Source organism: Bradyrhizobium sp. AZCC 1678 (assembly GCF_036924765.1).
In the GTDB taxonomy this organism is placed as follows: domain Bacteria; phylum Pseudomonadota; class Alphaproteobacteria; order Rhizobiales; family Xanthobacteraceae; genus Bradyrhizobium; species Bradyrhizobium algeriense.
The window spans coordinates 5688467-5702272 of record NZ_JAZHSE010000001.1 but is presented as its reverse complement, the minus strand read 5'-3'; the positions used below and the strand labels follow the sequence as shown (position 1 = coordinate 5702272).

Sequence of the window (13806 nt, the reverse complement as noted above, 5' to 3'; positions counted from 1 at the left end):
TGTGAGCAACGCTGTCCTCGAAGTCTCGAATCTTTCCGTCGCCATCAACGGAGGCGACAGGACGCATGCCGTGCAGGGCATCAACCTGACTGTCGGTGCCGACGAGATCGTCTGCGTGGTCGGCGAATCCGGCTCCGGCAAATCGGTGACGGCGCAGGCCGTGATGGGCCTGCTGCCGAAAGGCGCGATGCAGGTCGAGAGCGGCTCGATCCGGCTGCAGGGCGATCAACTGCTCACCAAGTCCGACGCCGAGCTGCGCGCGATCCGCGGCACCCGCATGGCCATGGTATTTCAAGAGCCGATGACCGCGCTCAATCCGGTCGAGCGGGTCGGCGACCAGATCCGCGAAGTGCTGGAGATCCACACCAGCCTCGACCAGAAAGAGCAGCGCGCGCGTGTGCTCGAGATCATGCGCGCGGTGCATCTGCCCGATCCCGAACAGATGATCGACGCCTATCCGCATCAGCTCTCCGGCGGTCAGCGCCAGCGGATCATGATCGCGGCGGCGCTGGTGCTCGACCCCGCGCTGCTGATTGCCGACGAGCCGACCACCGCGCTCGACGTCACCACGCAGGCGCAGATCCTCAAGCTCGTGCGGGAAATGCAGGGCCGCAAGAAAACCGGCGTGCTGTTCATCACTCATGATTTCGGCGTCGTCTCCGAGATCGCCGACCGTGTCGTGGTGATGCAGATGGGCCGGATCGTGGAGCAGGGCCCCTGCGAGGAGCTGCTGCGGAATCCGCGCGAGGACTATACCAGGATGCTATTGGGCGCGGTGCCGAGCATGACGCCGCCAAAGCGATCGCCGGTGACCGGACCGGTGGTTCTGGAGACCGAGAATCTTTTCAAGACCTATGGCAAGCGCTCGCTGTTTCAGCCGAAGGCGCGCGTGGTCGCCGCAGTCAAGGACGTCTCGCTGATGATCCGGCGCGGCGAAACGCTGGGCATCGTCGGCGAGTCCGGTTCCGGCAAATCGACGGTGGCGCGCTGCGTCGCGCGGCTGGTCGATACGTCGGCCGGCGGCATCAAGATCGACGGCGTTGATATCGCGGCGATGCGGGAAGCAAAATTCCGTCCGATGCGCCGGCGTGTTCAGTTCATCTTCCAGGACCCGTATCGATCGCTCAATCCGCGCCGCACGGTCGGCGAGGCGATCATTGAGGGGCCGATGAATTTTGGCCTCAGCCGCAAGGAGGCGCTGCAGCGGGCACGAGACCTGATGGCGGTGGTGCATCTGCCGCCGGCCGCGATCGATCGCTTCCCGCATCAGTTCTCCGGCGGCCAGCGCCAGCGGATCTGCATCGCGCGGGCTTTGGCGATGGAGCCTGAATTGCTGATCGGCGACGAGCCGGTATCGGCGCTCGACGTCTCCGTGCAGGATCAGGTGCTGAAGCTTCTGGACGAAGTGCGCCGCAAGTTCGATCTGGCGGTGCTGTTCATCACGCATGATCTACGCGTGGCCGCCCAGGTCTGTGACCGGATCGCGGTCATGCAGCGCGGGGTGATTGTCGAGCAGGGCGCCACGGCAGACGTTTTTGCTGCGCCCCAGCACGAATACACCAAGGCGCTGTTCGACGCCGCTCCGGGCCGGAATCAGGAATTCGCCGCTAGCGCCTGATGGCGTCATCGACCCGTTTTGTGAAGCGACTTGTCCGCCTTCGCTCTTTGAGCTTCGGCGGACGCAGTCGTCGCTAACGCTCCCTTGCGCAAACGCTTCGCGTTTGTCGCAGGCAATGACGGTGAAGCTAGCAGTGGCTATCCCGCACCAGTTCCGGGCCATCATTCGCCAGCGGCGGGGGGATTGGCGGTTGCTGTGGCTGGGAGGGCCGCCGATCCGGGGGCGATTTGCGCCCGGTTGCGGCAGGCTTGTCCGAGGGTTGTTCGCTGGCCATGTCGTCATACTCCTTTTTTGTGCATGACAACATTTTTGCGGGTGTTGCGTTCCGCTTACGCCGGATGCGCGGCGAGATGTTCCAGCATTAATTCGCATACACGTTCCGGCGCCTGATCCGCCGCAAAATGCCCGACGCCCGGAAGCACCTCGAAACGATAGGGGGCGGCGATGAAATCGACCGTGCCTTCGGCGGCGTTGCGGCCGACGGTGTCGTCGGCGTCGCCCCAGATATAAAGCGTCGGAACGCGGATCGGGCCGAGAGGCCCGCGGATCGCGCCGCGAGCGCGATACCACGCGAGCGCCGCTTCCATCGCATCCTTGTTGCCGAGCACCGCGAGATGCATCTCGATCGCGTCGGCAGGGACGCCATTGGCGGTCAGACGATCGCGCAGCCATTTGGCGTCGTCGGCCAGCACGACATCGGCGGCATCCGGTTCCAGAAACGCCTTGTGGTGCTTTGAGCGCTGGGCCTGCTCGCTGTCAGCCATCAGCGCGCGATTGAATGCGTTCGGATGCGGCCGCGAGAGAATGGTGAGCGAGGCCAGCCGCGCGTGGTGGCGGTCGGCAATGCCCCAGGCGATGCTGCCGCCCCAGTCGTGGCCCACGAGATGGAAGCGGGCCTCGCCATAGCCCGCGGCCGCCACGATCGCCATCGCGTCGTCCATCAGGCGGTCGATCAAATAGTGCGAAAACTCGTGCGGATCCGGCCGGGCGCCCGGTGAATAGCCGCGCTGGCTCGGCGCAATGGCGCGATAGCCCATGTCGCCGAGCGCCGTGACCTGGGCGCGCCAGCAATGCATCGATTCCGCAAAGCCGTGCAGCAGCAGCACCAGCGGCGCCCCTGATGTGCCGGCGGTGACGGCATCGAAGACGAGATGCGGCGCGATGGCGATTTGTTCTGATGCCGGCATGAGGCGATCCTGGACGGGCAATCGGGCCGATCCGTGGTGAGACATATTTCAGTGGGGTGGCCGGAATTGTGCAACCCGGGAAAAGTGCTGTATTGGAAGCCGCATAGAGGCCCGAGGGACGGACGTTTGCATTATCTGAGGTCGATTCTATTCGATGCCGCCGTAGTGATCCTGACGGTCGTCGTTTCGCTATCGGTGCCGTTCATGGCGCTGTTCAATGCGAGCAGCGCGACAGTGCGCGCGGTCTCCCAGGTGTGGGCGAACGGCATCCTGTTCCTGATGAAGTACGTGGTGGGGCTGGATTATCGCGTCGAGGGGCGGGAGCGCGTTCCCGATGGACCCTGCATCATCGCCTGCAATCATCAATCGCTATGGGAAACAGCCGCGCTCTGCGTGATCTTTCCGGACGCCAGCATCGTCGCCAAGAAGGAGTTGAGGAAGCTCCCGCTCGTTGGTTGGTTTCTGGAGCGCTATCCGATGATCCTGGTCGATCGCTCGGCAGGCCGCCAGGCGCTGCGCCAGATGGTCGATGAAGCAAGGCGCGCGGTCGGCGAGGGGCGCAAGGTGCTGTTGTTTCCGCAAGGCACGCGTCAGGCGATCGACGAGCCTATGAAGTTCCAGTCGGCCGGCATTTCCGCCCTGTACACGAACCTCGACGTGTCAGTCGTGCCGGCGGCGTGCAATTCCGGCCTGTTCTGGGACAAGAAGAAGCTAACGATGCACTCAGGCATCATCACACTGTCGTTTCTGCCGCCGATCGCGCCCGGCCTGCCGCGCAAGGAATTTCAGGAAAAGATGGAGCGGATGATTGCCGAGGAGGCGGGCCGGTTGCTGACGGTGACCGAGGCGAAGGTTTCGCGTCGGCCCCCGACGCGATGAGACCACATCGCTTAGCCAGCTCGACGTCCGGCGATCCAGCCCGCCAGCGGTGCCAGGAAAGCCAGGCACCAGACGAACTGCGCAATTCGCGGGGCTACCAACGCCATGGCCGTCCCGAGGACGAACACGAACACCGGAAACAGCGCTGTCGCCATTAAATGCGGATCGCTGCGGCCCCTGAGCGCAAGAACCCATAGCACCGCGTTCAGCACGGCGATGATGGTCAGGTGAAACCCATAGAGGACAGCCAGCACACCATCGAGCCGGTAGGCGCCGTAGAGTCCGTTGGTCACCGGCAGGATGATGATCGCGAGCAGAAAAAACAGATTGAGAAACACAACGCCTCGGCCGCCTTCCGGCGCAACCGTGAGCCGGCGGTGATGGCTGAACCAGAACATGCCGGCGACGATAAAGCTGATCATCAGTGCGATGATCGGTTGCGCATAAACACGCATCAGGTCGTGCCAGTCAGGCGCCTGCTTGAAGCTGGAGGCCTTCGGCAAATCATAGGCGAGCAGCGTCATGGCAACGCCAAAGATGGTGTTGCTCAGCATTTCCAGCCGGCGCATTTCGAAAAGACCGATTTGCGGCATATGCCCCCGTACGTCACCAGTCCGTCGTCGCCTTCGCTTCACTCGGGCTATGCCGGACACGCTCCGCCCTTACGGTCGTCGCGTGGCTGCGCCACGCGTAGCCCGTCAGGGCGTGGCTTGCCAAGCCGTAGCTCGCGGAGGCAAAGCCCGCCTTCGCCTGTCGGCTTCGGCGCGGCAGCCTTCACTCGCCTCGCGAGCGAAGGCTGGTGCGGGCGGTGGGACTCGAACCCACACGACGTTGCCATCGAGGGATTTTAAGTCCCTTGCGTCTACCAGTTCCGCCACGTCCGCTTAGCTCAGAAGATCAGGTACTTAGCGCGTTTTCCGGAGAAGTGGAATTGGGATAGTCTCTGGCCAAAACGCCCCCCACCTTTAAGTGAGCGCGCCGCCAAAGCAAAGCCTCAATGCGGACACTTGGGGTGTTTACCTGCGGCGAGCTTTAGGCAATCTCAACATAATCCACTTAACGAAGGTCCGATGTCCAACTCGCTGTCCCATCGCCGGTTATTCTCGCACAGCCTTGCCGCGCTGGCGCTGGTTGCGCTCGGGGCCGGCCTGTCCGGCTGCGCCGGGATGAGCGACACTATTTCCCCGGCCTTCGCCGACCCCGCCAAGTACGATCTCTACGATTGCAAGCAGCTCGAGCCCGAGCGCAAGAGCCTTGCCGCCCGCACCGCGGAGGTGCAGGGGCTGATGACGAAGGCCGAAACCGGCGTCGCCGGCTCCGTGGTGGCGGAGATGGCCTATCGCAATGATTACATTGCGCTGCGCGGCCAGTCGAAGCTGGCCGAGGAAGCCTGGCAGAAGAACAGGTGCCATGAATCGAAACCGGAAGCCCGGCCCGCGCCGGTCCCGCCATCGATCGCGGCTCCCGCTGCCAAGGGCAGCCGTTCGAAGGCTAGCCGTAGCGCGAATTAAGGTATCGTAGCGCGGATGGAGCGAAGCGTAATCCGGGGGCCGTAGAGCCCGCGGATTCACACTCGCCAGTCATAGATCCAGTCCTGCCGCGCCAGCATGCGCTGCGGGCCCATCGCCTTGATGGCGACGTCGCGCGCCAGCGCCAGTGGTCCGGTGAGATGATAGATGCGCCCCTGTTGCCGCGCGGCGCGCTGCACGCGCAGCACGCGGCCGCGCCGCAGCCGGGCATAATGCTTCAGGGTTGCCGGGATGCCCGCGATATTGCCGCCCGGGCTTTCGCTTAAGGCTTTGGCGAGCACGGCGGCGTCCTCGATCGCCATTCCCGCGCCCTGCGCGGCAAACGGCAGCATTGCATGCGCGGCGTCGCCAAGCAGTGCGATCGCACCGTCCGTCCATTCGCCGATGTCGGGCAGGGTGAACAGCGCCCATCGCCGCCACCCGTCGACGGCGCCGATCAGCATCCGCGCGGTCGCGGGCCAGCGCTGCGAGGCGAACGCGCTCTTGAGTTCGTTGGCATCGCCGGGTGCGCTCCAGCCCGGCCTGTTCCAGGTTCCCGGCACGATCGCCACCACATTGATCTGCCGCGCCGCCGAGATCGGGTAGGCGACCAGATGCGCGTCCGGCCCCATCCAGAGCTGCACCCGCGGCGCGGTATATTCGCGCGGCAGCGTCGTCGCATCGAGGGTTCCGCGCCAGGCGATTAGGCCAGAAAACTGCGGTTGCACCGCCGGGAACAAATGGTTCCGTACCGCCGACCAAATGCCATCGGCGCCGATCAGCGCCACCGCCAGCTCCTGTTGGCGTGCATTGCCGCGGCGCTGGACCACGGTCAGCCCCTTGGCGTGCGAGGTCACGTCCTCGAACTGGCAGCCGAGCCGCAGATCGATGTCCGGATGGTCGTTGACCTCCGCCTGAAGGGCGCCTTGCAGATCGGCGCGGTGCATCACCCAATAGGGCGCGCCGGCGCGAAGGCTGGCGGCTTCGCCGAGCGGCAGGCGGGCGATCTCGCCACCCGCCCGTGCACTCAGGATGTTGATGGCCTCGGGCGTCACGGCACGCGGCGCAAGCCGCGACCGCAGGCCGAGGTCGACCAGGATTCGGCTGGCGTTGGGCGAAAGCTGCAGACCGGCGCCGGCTTCCTCCAGCCGTTCGGCCTTCTCCAGAATGATGACGCGAAAGCCTTTCGTGGCGAGCGAAAGCGCTGCCGTCAGTCCCCCGATCCCGGCACCAGCAACGATGATGGTGCGCGCGGCAGCCACCGAAAGGTCAGGCGACCTTGTCCTTCAGGACGCATTCCGGCGGGCGGGCCTCACCCGCGGCGAGGTCGGCGGCAAAGCGGTACAGCGTCGAGCAATAGGGACAGATGATCTCGTTATCGTTGCCGAGGTCGAGGAACACGTGCGGATGGTCGAACGGCGGGTTGGCGCCCACGCACATGAATTCCTGCGAGCCGATCTCGATCACCGAGACTCCGGCGTCGTTATGGAAATGCGGAACGACATGGTCGGACATCAGGTTCACCTTGGATAGCAACGACGGGCGCACGCAATCAACGCGACGCGGCAATTTCGAAATGCCGCGCACCATCCATAATGGCGGGTGCCGATGATTCCTAGAGCCGATTCTTGGAGCCGATTCGGGAGGTCCCGCCGCACATCTGCTCATGCAAATTCGACACAATCTTGTCGTGGGAGAAAAGCCCTTCTTTCGTCGGGGCAGTTGTGTCTTAAAAACGGCATACCATCTTGAGAAAGACGAAAACATTGGGCTTTTTGGGATGAGGCGGTTGCGGGTCGGTTCGACGCTGGCAGGGGCGTTAGGGTGCATGGCGCTCAGCGTGGCGGTGTGCGCGGTGCTGTGGCCGCACGCCCGAGAGGCCACAGCCATTCTGGCGGCGCAGGACGACCCTGCGGTGCTGTCCGATATCCACATCAATTCGGCCATGCGGAGCAATCAGTCGTTGGTCGCCGACCATATCGAGGCGGCGCTCGCGGAGGGTGATTCCGATCTCGCCAACAGCTTCGTCGAACTCGCCCGCGACAAGGGCATTCTCGTCAGCGACAAACTGTCGAAGCGCGTCAGCGATGCCGTTACCGACGCGGGTTCGGCTTCGCATTTTGCCAAGCGCTTTGCCACCGGTCTGGTGACCGGTAGGACCGACGACGTCGCGAGCCTGTCGGGCACGGTCGCCGGCGATCTCTTCGTGTACGGCGATATCAGGGACGTCGTGCGCGAGGGCAAGCATCTGGCGACGGGCGAGGACGTGGACCGGCTGGTGCTGGGCCTGGCGACGGTAGGGCTCGCGGTGACCGCCGCGACCTATGTGTCTGTCGGCGGCGTCGGCCCAGTGCGCGCCGGCCTCAGCATGGTCAAGGGAGCCCGCAAGGTCGGACGGCTGGGCGAGGGGCTGACGCAATGGGCCGGGCGTTCGGTGCGCGAGGTCGTCGATGCGCCCGTCCTGCAGCAGGCGGTCGCGAAGGGCTCGGTGCTGCGGCCGGGCGAGACCATTACCGCGATCAAGGCGGCGTTCCGTGCCGAGAAGGCCGGCGCGCTGGTGCGGCTGGCGAAAGACGTCGGACGCGTCGGAGAAAAGGCCGGCACGCGCGGGGCGCTTGATACGTTGCGCATCGCGCAAGGGCCGAAGGATGTCGCGCGCGCCGCACGGCTTGCCGAATCCAAGGGCGGCCAGACTCGCGCGATTCTGAAAGTGCTCGGCCGCGGCGCGCTGCTGCTGGCGACCGGCGCCTTCAATCTGACGATGTGGCTGTTCGGTGCGCTGTTGGCGCTGTTCGGTTTTCTGTCGTCGATCAAGGCGACCACCGAGCGGGCCACCGAAGCGTGGCTGCGTCGCAAGAAGGCGCGGCGATTGAGACGGCAGGCGGCGGCAGGCTTGCCGTCCGGCCCTGCTCTGGCGGGCGCTGTCGCGCAAGGCTAGACTTCGAAGGCTAGACTTGCAGTCATTGCAAGTTCGCCCATTCCGATCCCCAAAACATGGAACTGATGATGCCGAGTTTTCACAACGGCGCTGTCGAAATTGCCTATCTCGACGAAGGCGAGGGCGATCCGATCGTTCTCGTGCACGGCTTCGCCTCCAGCAAGAACGTCAACTGGGTCTATCCGACCTGGGTTTCCGATCTGAGGAAAGACGGCCGCCGCGTGATCGCGCTCGACAATCGCGGCCACGGCGATTCCGAAAAGCTGTACGATTCCGCTGATTACGAGATTGCGATCATGGCAAGCGACGTCATCGCGCTGCTGGATCATCTGGGAATCGAGCGCGCCGACATCATGGGCTATTCGCTGGGATCGCGAATGACGGCGATCCTGGCGCGCGAGCAGCCGCGGCGGCTGCGCTCGGCGATCCTCGGCGGCATCGGGATCGGGCTGATCGAGGGCGGCGGCCCCGGCGAGAACGTGGCCATCGCGCTGGAGGCGCCGTCGCTGGAGGACGTCACCGACCCGGTCGGTCGGACGTTTCGCGCTTTCGCCGACCAGACCCGCTCCGACCGCCGCGCGCTTGCCGCCTGCCTGCGCGGTTCGCGGCGGCTGATGACATCGGAGGAGGCCGCCGGGATCGGCGTGCCGGTCCTGATCGCGGTCGGCACCAAAGACGAGATCGCGGGCTCAGCCGCGGCGCTCGGGAAAATCATTCCGGGCGCCGAGGTGCTCGACATTCCGAACCGCGATCACATGCGCGCCGTCGGCGACAAGGTCTACAAGGTCGGCGTCACCGACTTCCTGTCGCGGCGGCAATGAGCGCTCGCGCGCGTCACCGGTGAAATGCCGGATCGCCGCGATCAGCAACACCGTAGTCGCAAGCCACGCCATGCGCGCGCCGTAACGATCGTGCGGGCCTGATATCACCGCACAGATGAACGCGTTGCCGAGCACGGCGAACGAAACCGTACCGGCGAGCAAAGTGAGATCGTCGAGCGGCCGGCGCAGCACGCCGTGGCCGAACAGGATCGCGGCCAGCAGCATCGAGGCCAGCGCGACGGGAACGTGAATCCGGTTGATTGCGGTGAAATCGAAATGCCAGCGCTGCTGCTGCGCCGCGCGCATCGGCTTCACCTGCGCGGGAAGAAAGCGCTCGACGATGCCGTAGGTATGGCCGAGCCAGACACCGATGCCTTCACCGGTGGCGACCTGAACCAGTTGCTGCGCAGTCCCCGTCAGCGCCGCCTTGGCTTGCCAGGTCGGATATTCGGCCAGCGAATGCAGCACGATAAAGCCCATCTCGTCGCTCAATCCCTGAAAGCGGCCGAGCGTGTTGAACATGCTGTTGCCCCACAGGAACTGGTCGGCGGTGGCGGGAAGCTGATTGCGATAGGGGCAGAGCTTGAAGCTCTGCTTTGGACACTGATCGCCCAAATACTGCGCGACGATGCCGTCCTGCAGCATCCGCCCGAAGGCGACGCCATAACCGCCGGGCGTCCATGCCAGTTTTCCGGACAATGCGAAATTGGTCGACAGCAGCAGCGCAGCGCCGGCGACGATGGTGAGGCTACCTTGTGTCAGTCCGGCAACGGAAATCCGCCCGCGCAGAAAGGGACGCGCGATCCACCCCATGCAGCACAGGCCCAGCAGCACCGCGAGCGTTGCACTGTGCGTCGCGGCGGCGAAAGCGGTGAGACCGAACAGCAGGCATTTTTCCGGGATCGATGTCCGCTCGCCATGCGCGACCAGGATGAAGAGTGCCAGCACGGACAGGCCGGCGAAAATGTCGGTCAGCAGCGTGCTGGCGAGCCACGGCAGCGAGGTGGTCAGGACCAGCACGACGCTCATGGCCAGGAGCCGCAACGGCTGGGACTGGCCGAGCACGCGCAGCGTCAACTGCAGGATCCACAACGTCGCCAGTGCGTTGAACCCGAGGTTGATCCAGAAGCTCGAATCCTCGCCGAAATGGAGATAGAGGCCGAACGTGGTGGAGCGGCTGGGCACCAGATAGCCTTCATACCACCGCGCCAGGTAGCCGCCGGTATCCCACTGGAGCAGGGGATAGCCATTCCACAGGGCGGGGGGCCAGCAACATCAACGGGATGGCGATGGCCGCGATCCAGGCCGACCGCGAATCCGCAGCGGTCCGTGCCCGCAATATCTGCGTGCTGGTGTGGCTTTCCCCCATCAGGGCAGCATCTGCCGAATGACGGGTCCGCCGAAATTCACCAATAGTCGGACGCCGGCCGGCTTGATTTCCGGAAATCGCTGACCACCTTGAACTGACCCCAGGGGGCATCCGGCGGGGGTTTACTTTGCCGAAGCCTGCCGGGGACAGAAGTCCGCCCGCCGTGCTATAATAGCAACCAAACCAGTGAATTTGCGAGAGCAATCATGGCAGTGCATCAGGTCAATCCGCAAGCATCGAAGCTCGCCGCGCTCGATCCGATCTGGGATCGCGTCCGGGGCGAGGCGGAGGACATCGTCCGCCGCGAGCCCGAACTGGCGTCCTTCATCTATTCGACCGTGCTGCATCACGAGCGCCTCGAAGATTCGGTGATCCATCGCCTCGCCGAGCGGCTCGATCATTCGGCGCTGTCGGGCGACTTGATCCGCCAGACCTATGACGAGGCGCTGCGCGACGAACCCGATCTCGGCAACGCGTTCCGCGCCGACCTGGTCGCAGTCTACGACCGCGATCCCGCAACCTCGCGCTTCATCGATCCGTTGCTCTACTTCAAGGGTTTTCACGCGCTGCAGACACACAGGCTGGCGCACTGGCTCTATCAAAAGGGCCGCAAGGATTTCGCCTACTATCTGCAGAGCCGCTCGTCGGCGGTGTTTCAGACCGACATCAACCCCGCCGCCAGAATCGGCCGCGGTATTTTCCTCGATCACGCGACCGGCTTCGTCTGCGGCGAGACCGCCGTGATCGACGACGACGTTTCGATCCTGCACGGCGTCACGCTCGGCGGTACCGGCAAGGAGAACGAGGACCGTCATCCGAAGATCAGGCGCGGCGTGCTGATCGGGGCGGGCGCGAAGATTCTCGGAAATATCGAGATCGGTCATTGCGCGCGCATCGCCGCGGGCTCGGTGGTGGTCAAGCCGGTGCCACACAACGTCACGGTGGCCGGTGTCCCCGCCAAGATCGTCGGCGAGGCCGGCTGTGCAGAGCCTTCGCGCACCATGGATCAGATGCTCGGCGCGATCGGGCTTTGATTTTCCACACTTTCTCGCAGCCGTATTTGTGAAGTTACGGCTGGTAGTCTGCGCCGTCTCGTCCTAAAAACCTCCCGGAAATTCAAAGAATCCGATTGGAGACCGCCGTGGACGTTCAGGAAGTCAGGAAGCTCGACGCCTATCTCAAGCGCGTATTCGGCAATCCCAAGATCCGCGTCGTGCCGCGGCCGAAAAAGGACGACTCTGCCGAAGTCTATATCGGCGAGGAGTTCATCGGCGTGCTGTTCGTCGATGACGAGGACGATGATCGCTCGTTCCAGTTTCAGATGGCGATCCTCGAGGAAGATCTGGCCGACGTCGGGTGAGGCGCGTGCCGCGATGTCGTAGGGCGGGCAAAGTGACTTGCCGCCGTAGCTCGAAGAGCGAAGGCGGAAGCGTGCCCACCAGCTTACTTTCGTAATCGTGAATTGCGATGGTGGGCACGGCGCTTTCGCGCCTTTGGCCACTCTACGGGGTGGCCTAGCCCTTCGGTCCCTGCATCTGCGCCGTCAGCCGCTCCATCGCATTTGCAACGTCGCGCCATTGCGGCAGCCAGCTGCGCGGAAAGCGGAACGTCAGATCGGCGCCGTCGACGCGGCGCTCGCTCAGGCACATGCCGGGCGTCTGGCCGTCGCGCGAGCAGCGCGCATTGAGGCTCGGCGTAGCGGCGGAGAACAGGTCCTCATTGGCGTAAGGCGAGCCGTCGCGAAAAGTGCGCATCGTCAATCCATCTTCCACCAGCGTGGAAGCCTGCTCGAGATAGCGCGGATAGATCGTGCGGACCCGCGCGTCCGGCGCCAGCGTATCGTGGTGGGCCGATATCGACAGGAAGATCCTGTCGATCGGCTGTACCTTTTCTTTCGATCGTATCGGCGCTGACGTGCTTCGGCGCATCCGGCGGTTCCAGCGACGGGAAGACGAAATTGAGATCGACCCGCTCCTGCGGCCCGGAGTGGCGCTGGATCTTCCGGCGGATCGCCGCTGTCGGCACGTTGAAGAGCGTGGCGCCGACGCTGACCGGCAACCGACCGGGGGCGCTGGCAGGGCGCGCCACCCAGGTCGGCCACAGCAAATAGGCGACCAGCGCAACGGCGCTCGCAGCAATGGTTACCGCGACCATGATCAGGATCATGTGCGAGCGCGGGTCCCTGCGGGTGTCGCGGGCAATGTGCTGGGCCGTCGAAAGCAAGGTCATGAACGAAGCATCGGTCGAGGAAGAGCCAGGCGAATCATCCCGCGAATATGCCACGGGGCGAGTGATTTCCTCATGATTTCGCGGGAGTCCGGCCCCCGACAGCCATGCGCAAACGAGGTCCCTGCGGTCCGTTGTTAACCTTTCCTTAAGGATGCTGTGGCGGCCGCCGTCCAATTTTGCGAAAGCAGGGCGCGGTTTTCGAGTAGGGGAAGTTGCCACCATGTCGCCCGATGCGTTGAATTCCCTGTTCTCCCTTTTCATCGGCTTCGCGCTCGCAGGCGCGCTCACCAGCGGTTATCAGGCGATGGCGGCGCGGCCGGCGGGGTTCGGGCTGCTTGGCGAAGGCGTGGCGCCGAAGACGTTTGCGGCCGTGCCGTTTCTGGTTTTCGCCGCACCCTTCATCATCATGCGCAACACGTTGCGCGGCGCGAAGATCGAGCGCCGCCGCTTCGAATTCGTGATGATGGCGACCGTGCTTTCAGGCTTCTGGAGCTTGATGTCCGGCACGTTTTTCCTGATGACGCTGCGTGCCACCGGCGTGCTGGCCTGAGGCTTCAGGCCTGCTCGCTTGATCCCGCGCCGGCGGCTGTGCCAAGGTCTCCGCTAGAGCCATTTCCGTTCTGATTGAATCAGGACGGAGCTCTAGCCTTTTGTTTTGACGCGTTTTCTTCCCGCGAACCGGGAGCCACTTCGCTCGAAAACGCTCTGACGGAGACCTTTTTGCTATGGCGATCTACGAACTCGACGGACAGGGACCTGAACTCCCTGGAGACGGAAACTATTTCATCGCAGATACCGCCGTCGTGATCGGCAAGGTGCGCCTTCTGAATTCGGCCAGCGTGTGGTTCGGCGCGGTGCTGCGCGGCGACAATGAGTGGATCGAGATCGGCGAAGGCTCCAACGTGCAGGACAATTCCACCTGCCACACCGACCGCGGCTTTCCGCTGACGATCGGCAAGAACTGCACCGTCGGCCACAATGTCATCCTGCACGGCTGCACGCTCGAGGACGACGCGCTGGTCGGGATGGGCTCGATCGTGATGAACGGCGCTCGCATCCGTCGCGGCAGCATTGTCGGCGCGGGATCGGTCATCACCGAAGGCAAGGAATATCCCGAATATTCCCTGATCATCGGCTCGCCCGCGCGCGTGGTCCGCACGTTGACGCCGGAGCAGGTGACGGCGATGGGAAGTGCTGCGAAATTCTACGCGCTCAACGGTCCGCGCTTCAAAAACGGATTGAAGAAAATCGGCTGAC

General features: G+C 64.2%; 13 protein-coding genes, 1 tRNA gene and 2 pseudogenes. 9 read left to right on the top strand and 7 right to left on the bottom strand.

The genetic code is table 11. The features are described from left to right. The first annotated feature begins 1 nt into the window (after position 1). Positions 2-1618, top strand: a complete 1617-nt coding sequence (locus V1294_RS27450; protein WP_334501520.1) for an ABC transporter ATP-binding protein — start codon at positions 2-4, stop codon at positions 1616-1618. Positions 1619-1947: 329 nt separating this feature from the next. On the opposite strand, the gene V1294_RS27445 is transcribed toward V1294_RS27450, so the two are convergent. After that, a complete protein-coding gene (locus V1294_RS27445) occupies positions 1948-2805 on the bottom strand; it encodes an alpha/beta fold hydrolase (protein WP_334501518.1) in 858 nt (285 codons plus the stop codon). 126 nt (positions 2806-2931) lie between these two features. Between V1294_RS27445 and V1294_RS27440 the strand changes: the two genes are divergently transcribed. Then, positions 2932-3684, top strand: coding sequence for a lysophospholipid acyltransferase family protein (locus V1294_RS27440; RefSeq protein WP_334501517.1), 753 nt, complete (start codon positions 2932-2934; stop codon positions 3682-3684). 11 nt (positions 3685-3695) lie between these two features. Here V1294_RS27440 and V1294_RS27435 read toward each other — a convergent pair whose 3' ends face one another. Together V1294_RS27435 and V1294_RS27430 are read right to left on the bottom strand one after the other, a co-directional pair. Then, a complete protein-coding gene (locus tag V1294_RS27435; protein WP_334501515.1) occupies positions 3696-4277 on the bottom strand; it encodes a TMEM175 family protein in 582 nt (193 codons plus the stop codon). A gap of 204 nt (positions 4278-4481) precedes the next feature. Further along, positions 4482-4568: transfer RNA gene (locus tag V1294_RS27430), tRNA-Leu, on the bottom strand. Positions 4569-4754: 186 nt separating this feature from the next. On the opposite strand from V1294_RS27430, the gene V1294_RS27425 reads away from it, so the two are divergent. Next, complete coding sequence (locus V1294_RS27425) at positions 4755-5195, top strand: twin-arginine translocation pathway signal (RefSeq protein WP_334501513.1); 441 nt, start codon at positions 4755-4757, stop codon at positions 5193-5195. Positions 5196-5251: 56 nt separating this feature from the next. Here the strand turns inward: V1294_RS27425 and V1294_RS27420 are convergent, their stop codons facing one another. Both V1294_RS27420 and V1294_RS27415 read right to left on the bottom strand, forming a co-directional pair. Next, positions 5252-6454, bottom strand: a complete 1203-nt coding sequence (locus V1294_RS27420; protein WP_334501511.1) for an FAD-dependent monooxygenase — start codon at positions 6452-6454, stop codon at positions 5252-5254. 7 nt (positions 6455-6461) lie between these two features. Beyond that, the gene (locus tag V1294_RS27415; RefSeq protein WP_025590194.1) at positions 6462-6707 is read right to left on the bottom strand and encodes a zinc-finger domain-containing protein; all 246 of its coding nucleotides are present in this window, start codon (positions 6705-6707) and stop codon (positions 6462-6464) included. 265 nt (positions 6708-6972) lie between these two features. Here V1294_RS27415 and V1294_RS27410 point away from each other — a divergent pair, with 265 nt between their 5' ends. Together V1294_RS27410 and V1294_RS27405 are read left to right on the top strand one after the other, a co-directional pair. Continuing rightward, positions 6973-8130, top strand: coding sequence for a hypothetical protein (locus tag V1294_RS27410; RefSeq protein WP_334501509.1), 1158 nt, complete (start codon positions 6973-6975; stop codon positions 8128-8130). 68 nt (positions 8131-8198) lie between these two features. Further along, positions 8199-8951, top strand: coding sequence for an alpha/beta fold hydrolase (locus V1294_RS27405; protein WP_334501507.1), 753 nt, complete (start codon positions 8199-8201; stop codon positions 8949-8951). A gap of 12 nt (positions 8952-8963) precedes the next feature. Here V1294_RS27405 and V1294_RS27400 read toward each other — a convergent pair. Further along, positions 8964-10320, bottom strand: a pseudogene (locus tag V1294_RS27400) (hypothetical protein); the annotation flags it as partial. Positions 10321-10526: 206 nt separating this feature from the next. Here V1294_RS27400 and cysE point away from each other — a divergent pair. Together cysE and V1294_RS27390 are read left to right on the top strand one after the other, a co-directional pair. Next, positions 10527-11354 (top strand): serine O-acetyltransferase, encoded by an 828-nt coding sequence (gene cysE, locus V1294_RS27395; RefSeq protein ID WP_334501505.1) that lies wholly within the window; start codon positions 10527-10529, stop codon positions 11352-11354. 107 nt (positions 11355-11461) lie between these two features. Beyond that, on the top strand, positions 11462-11680 hold the full coding sequence (locus V1294_RS27390; RefSeq protein WP_025590201.1) for a DUF3126 family protein: 219 nt from the start codon (positions 11462-11464) through the stop codon (positions 11678-11680). Positions 11681-11834: 154 nt separating this feature from the next. On the opposite strand, the pseudogene V1294_RS27385 reads toward V1294_RS27390, so the two are convergent. After that, positions 11835-12549: pseudogene (locus V1294_RS27385) on the bottom strand (hypothetical protein). A 220-nt stretch (positions 12550-12769) separates the two neighbouring features. Between V1294_RS27385 and V1294_RS27380 the strand changes: the two are divergent. Beyond that, complete coding sequence (locus V1294_RS27380; protein WP_334479287.1) at positions 12770-13099, top strand: DUF6949 family protein; 330 nt, start codon at positions 12770-12772, stop codon at positions 13097-13099. Between the two features lie 175 nt (positions 13100-13274). After that, positions 13275-13805 carry a gamma carbonic anhydrase family protein gene (locus V1294_RS27375; RefSeq protein WP_108516728.1) on the top strand — a complete coding sequence of 177 codons (531 nt, stop codon included), beginning with the start codon at positions 13275-13277 and terminating at the stop codon, positions 13803-13805. Position 13806: the final 1 nt, after the last annotated feature.

Coding starts and splice junctions, on each gene's coding strand:
- V1294_RS27410 (WP_334501509.1), top strand. CDS start 6,973: ATGAGGCGGTTGCGGGTCGGTTCGACGCTGGCAGGGGCGTTAGGGTGC.
- V1294_RS27380 (WP_334479287.1), top strand. CDS start 12,770: ATGTCGCCCGATGCGTTGAATTCCCTGTTCTCCCTTTTCATCGGCTTC.
- V1294_RS27445 (WP_334501518.1), bottom strand. CDS start 2,805: ATGCCGGCATCAGAACAAATCGCCATCGCGCCGCATCTCGTCTTCGAT.
- V1294_RS27435 (WP_334501515.1), bottom strand. CDS start 4,277: ATGCCGCAAATCGGTCTTTTCGAAATGCGCCGGCTGGAAATGCTGAGC.
- cysE (WP_334501505.1), top strand. CDS start 10,527: ATGGCAGTGCATCAGGTCAATCCGCAAGCATCGAAGCTCGCCGCGCTC.
- V1294_RS27425 (WP_334501513.1), top strand. CDS start 4,755: ATGTCCAACTCGCTGTCCCATCGCCGGTTATTCTCGCACAGCCTTGCC.
- V1294_RS27415 (WP_025590194.1), bottom strand. CDS start 6,707: ATGTCCGACCATGTCGTTCCGCATTTCCATAACGACGCCGGAGTCTCG.
- V1294_RS27405 (WP_334501507.1), top strand. CDS start 8,199: ATGCCGAGTTTTCACAACGGCGCTGTCGAAATTGCCTATCTCGACGAA.
- V1294_RS27375 (WP_108516728.1), top strand. CDS start 13,275: ATGGCGATCTACGAACTCGACGGACAGGGACCTGAACTCCCTGGAGAC.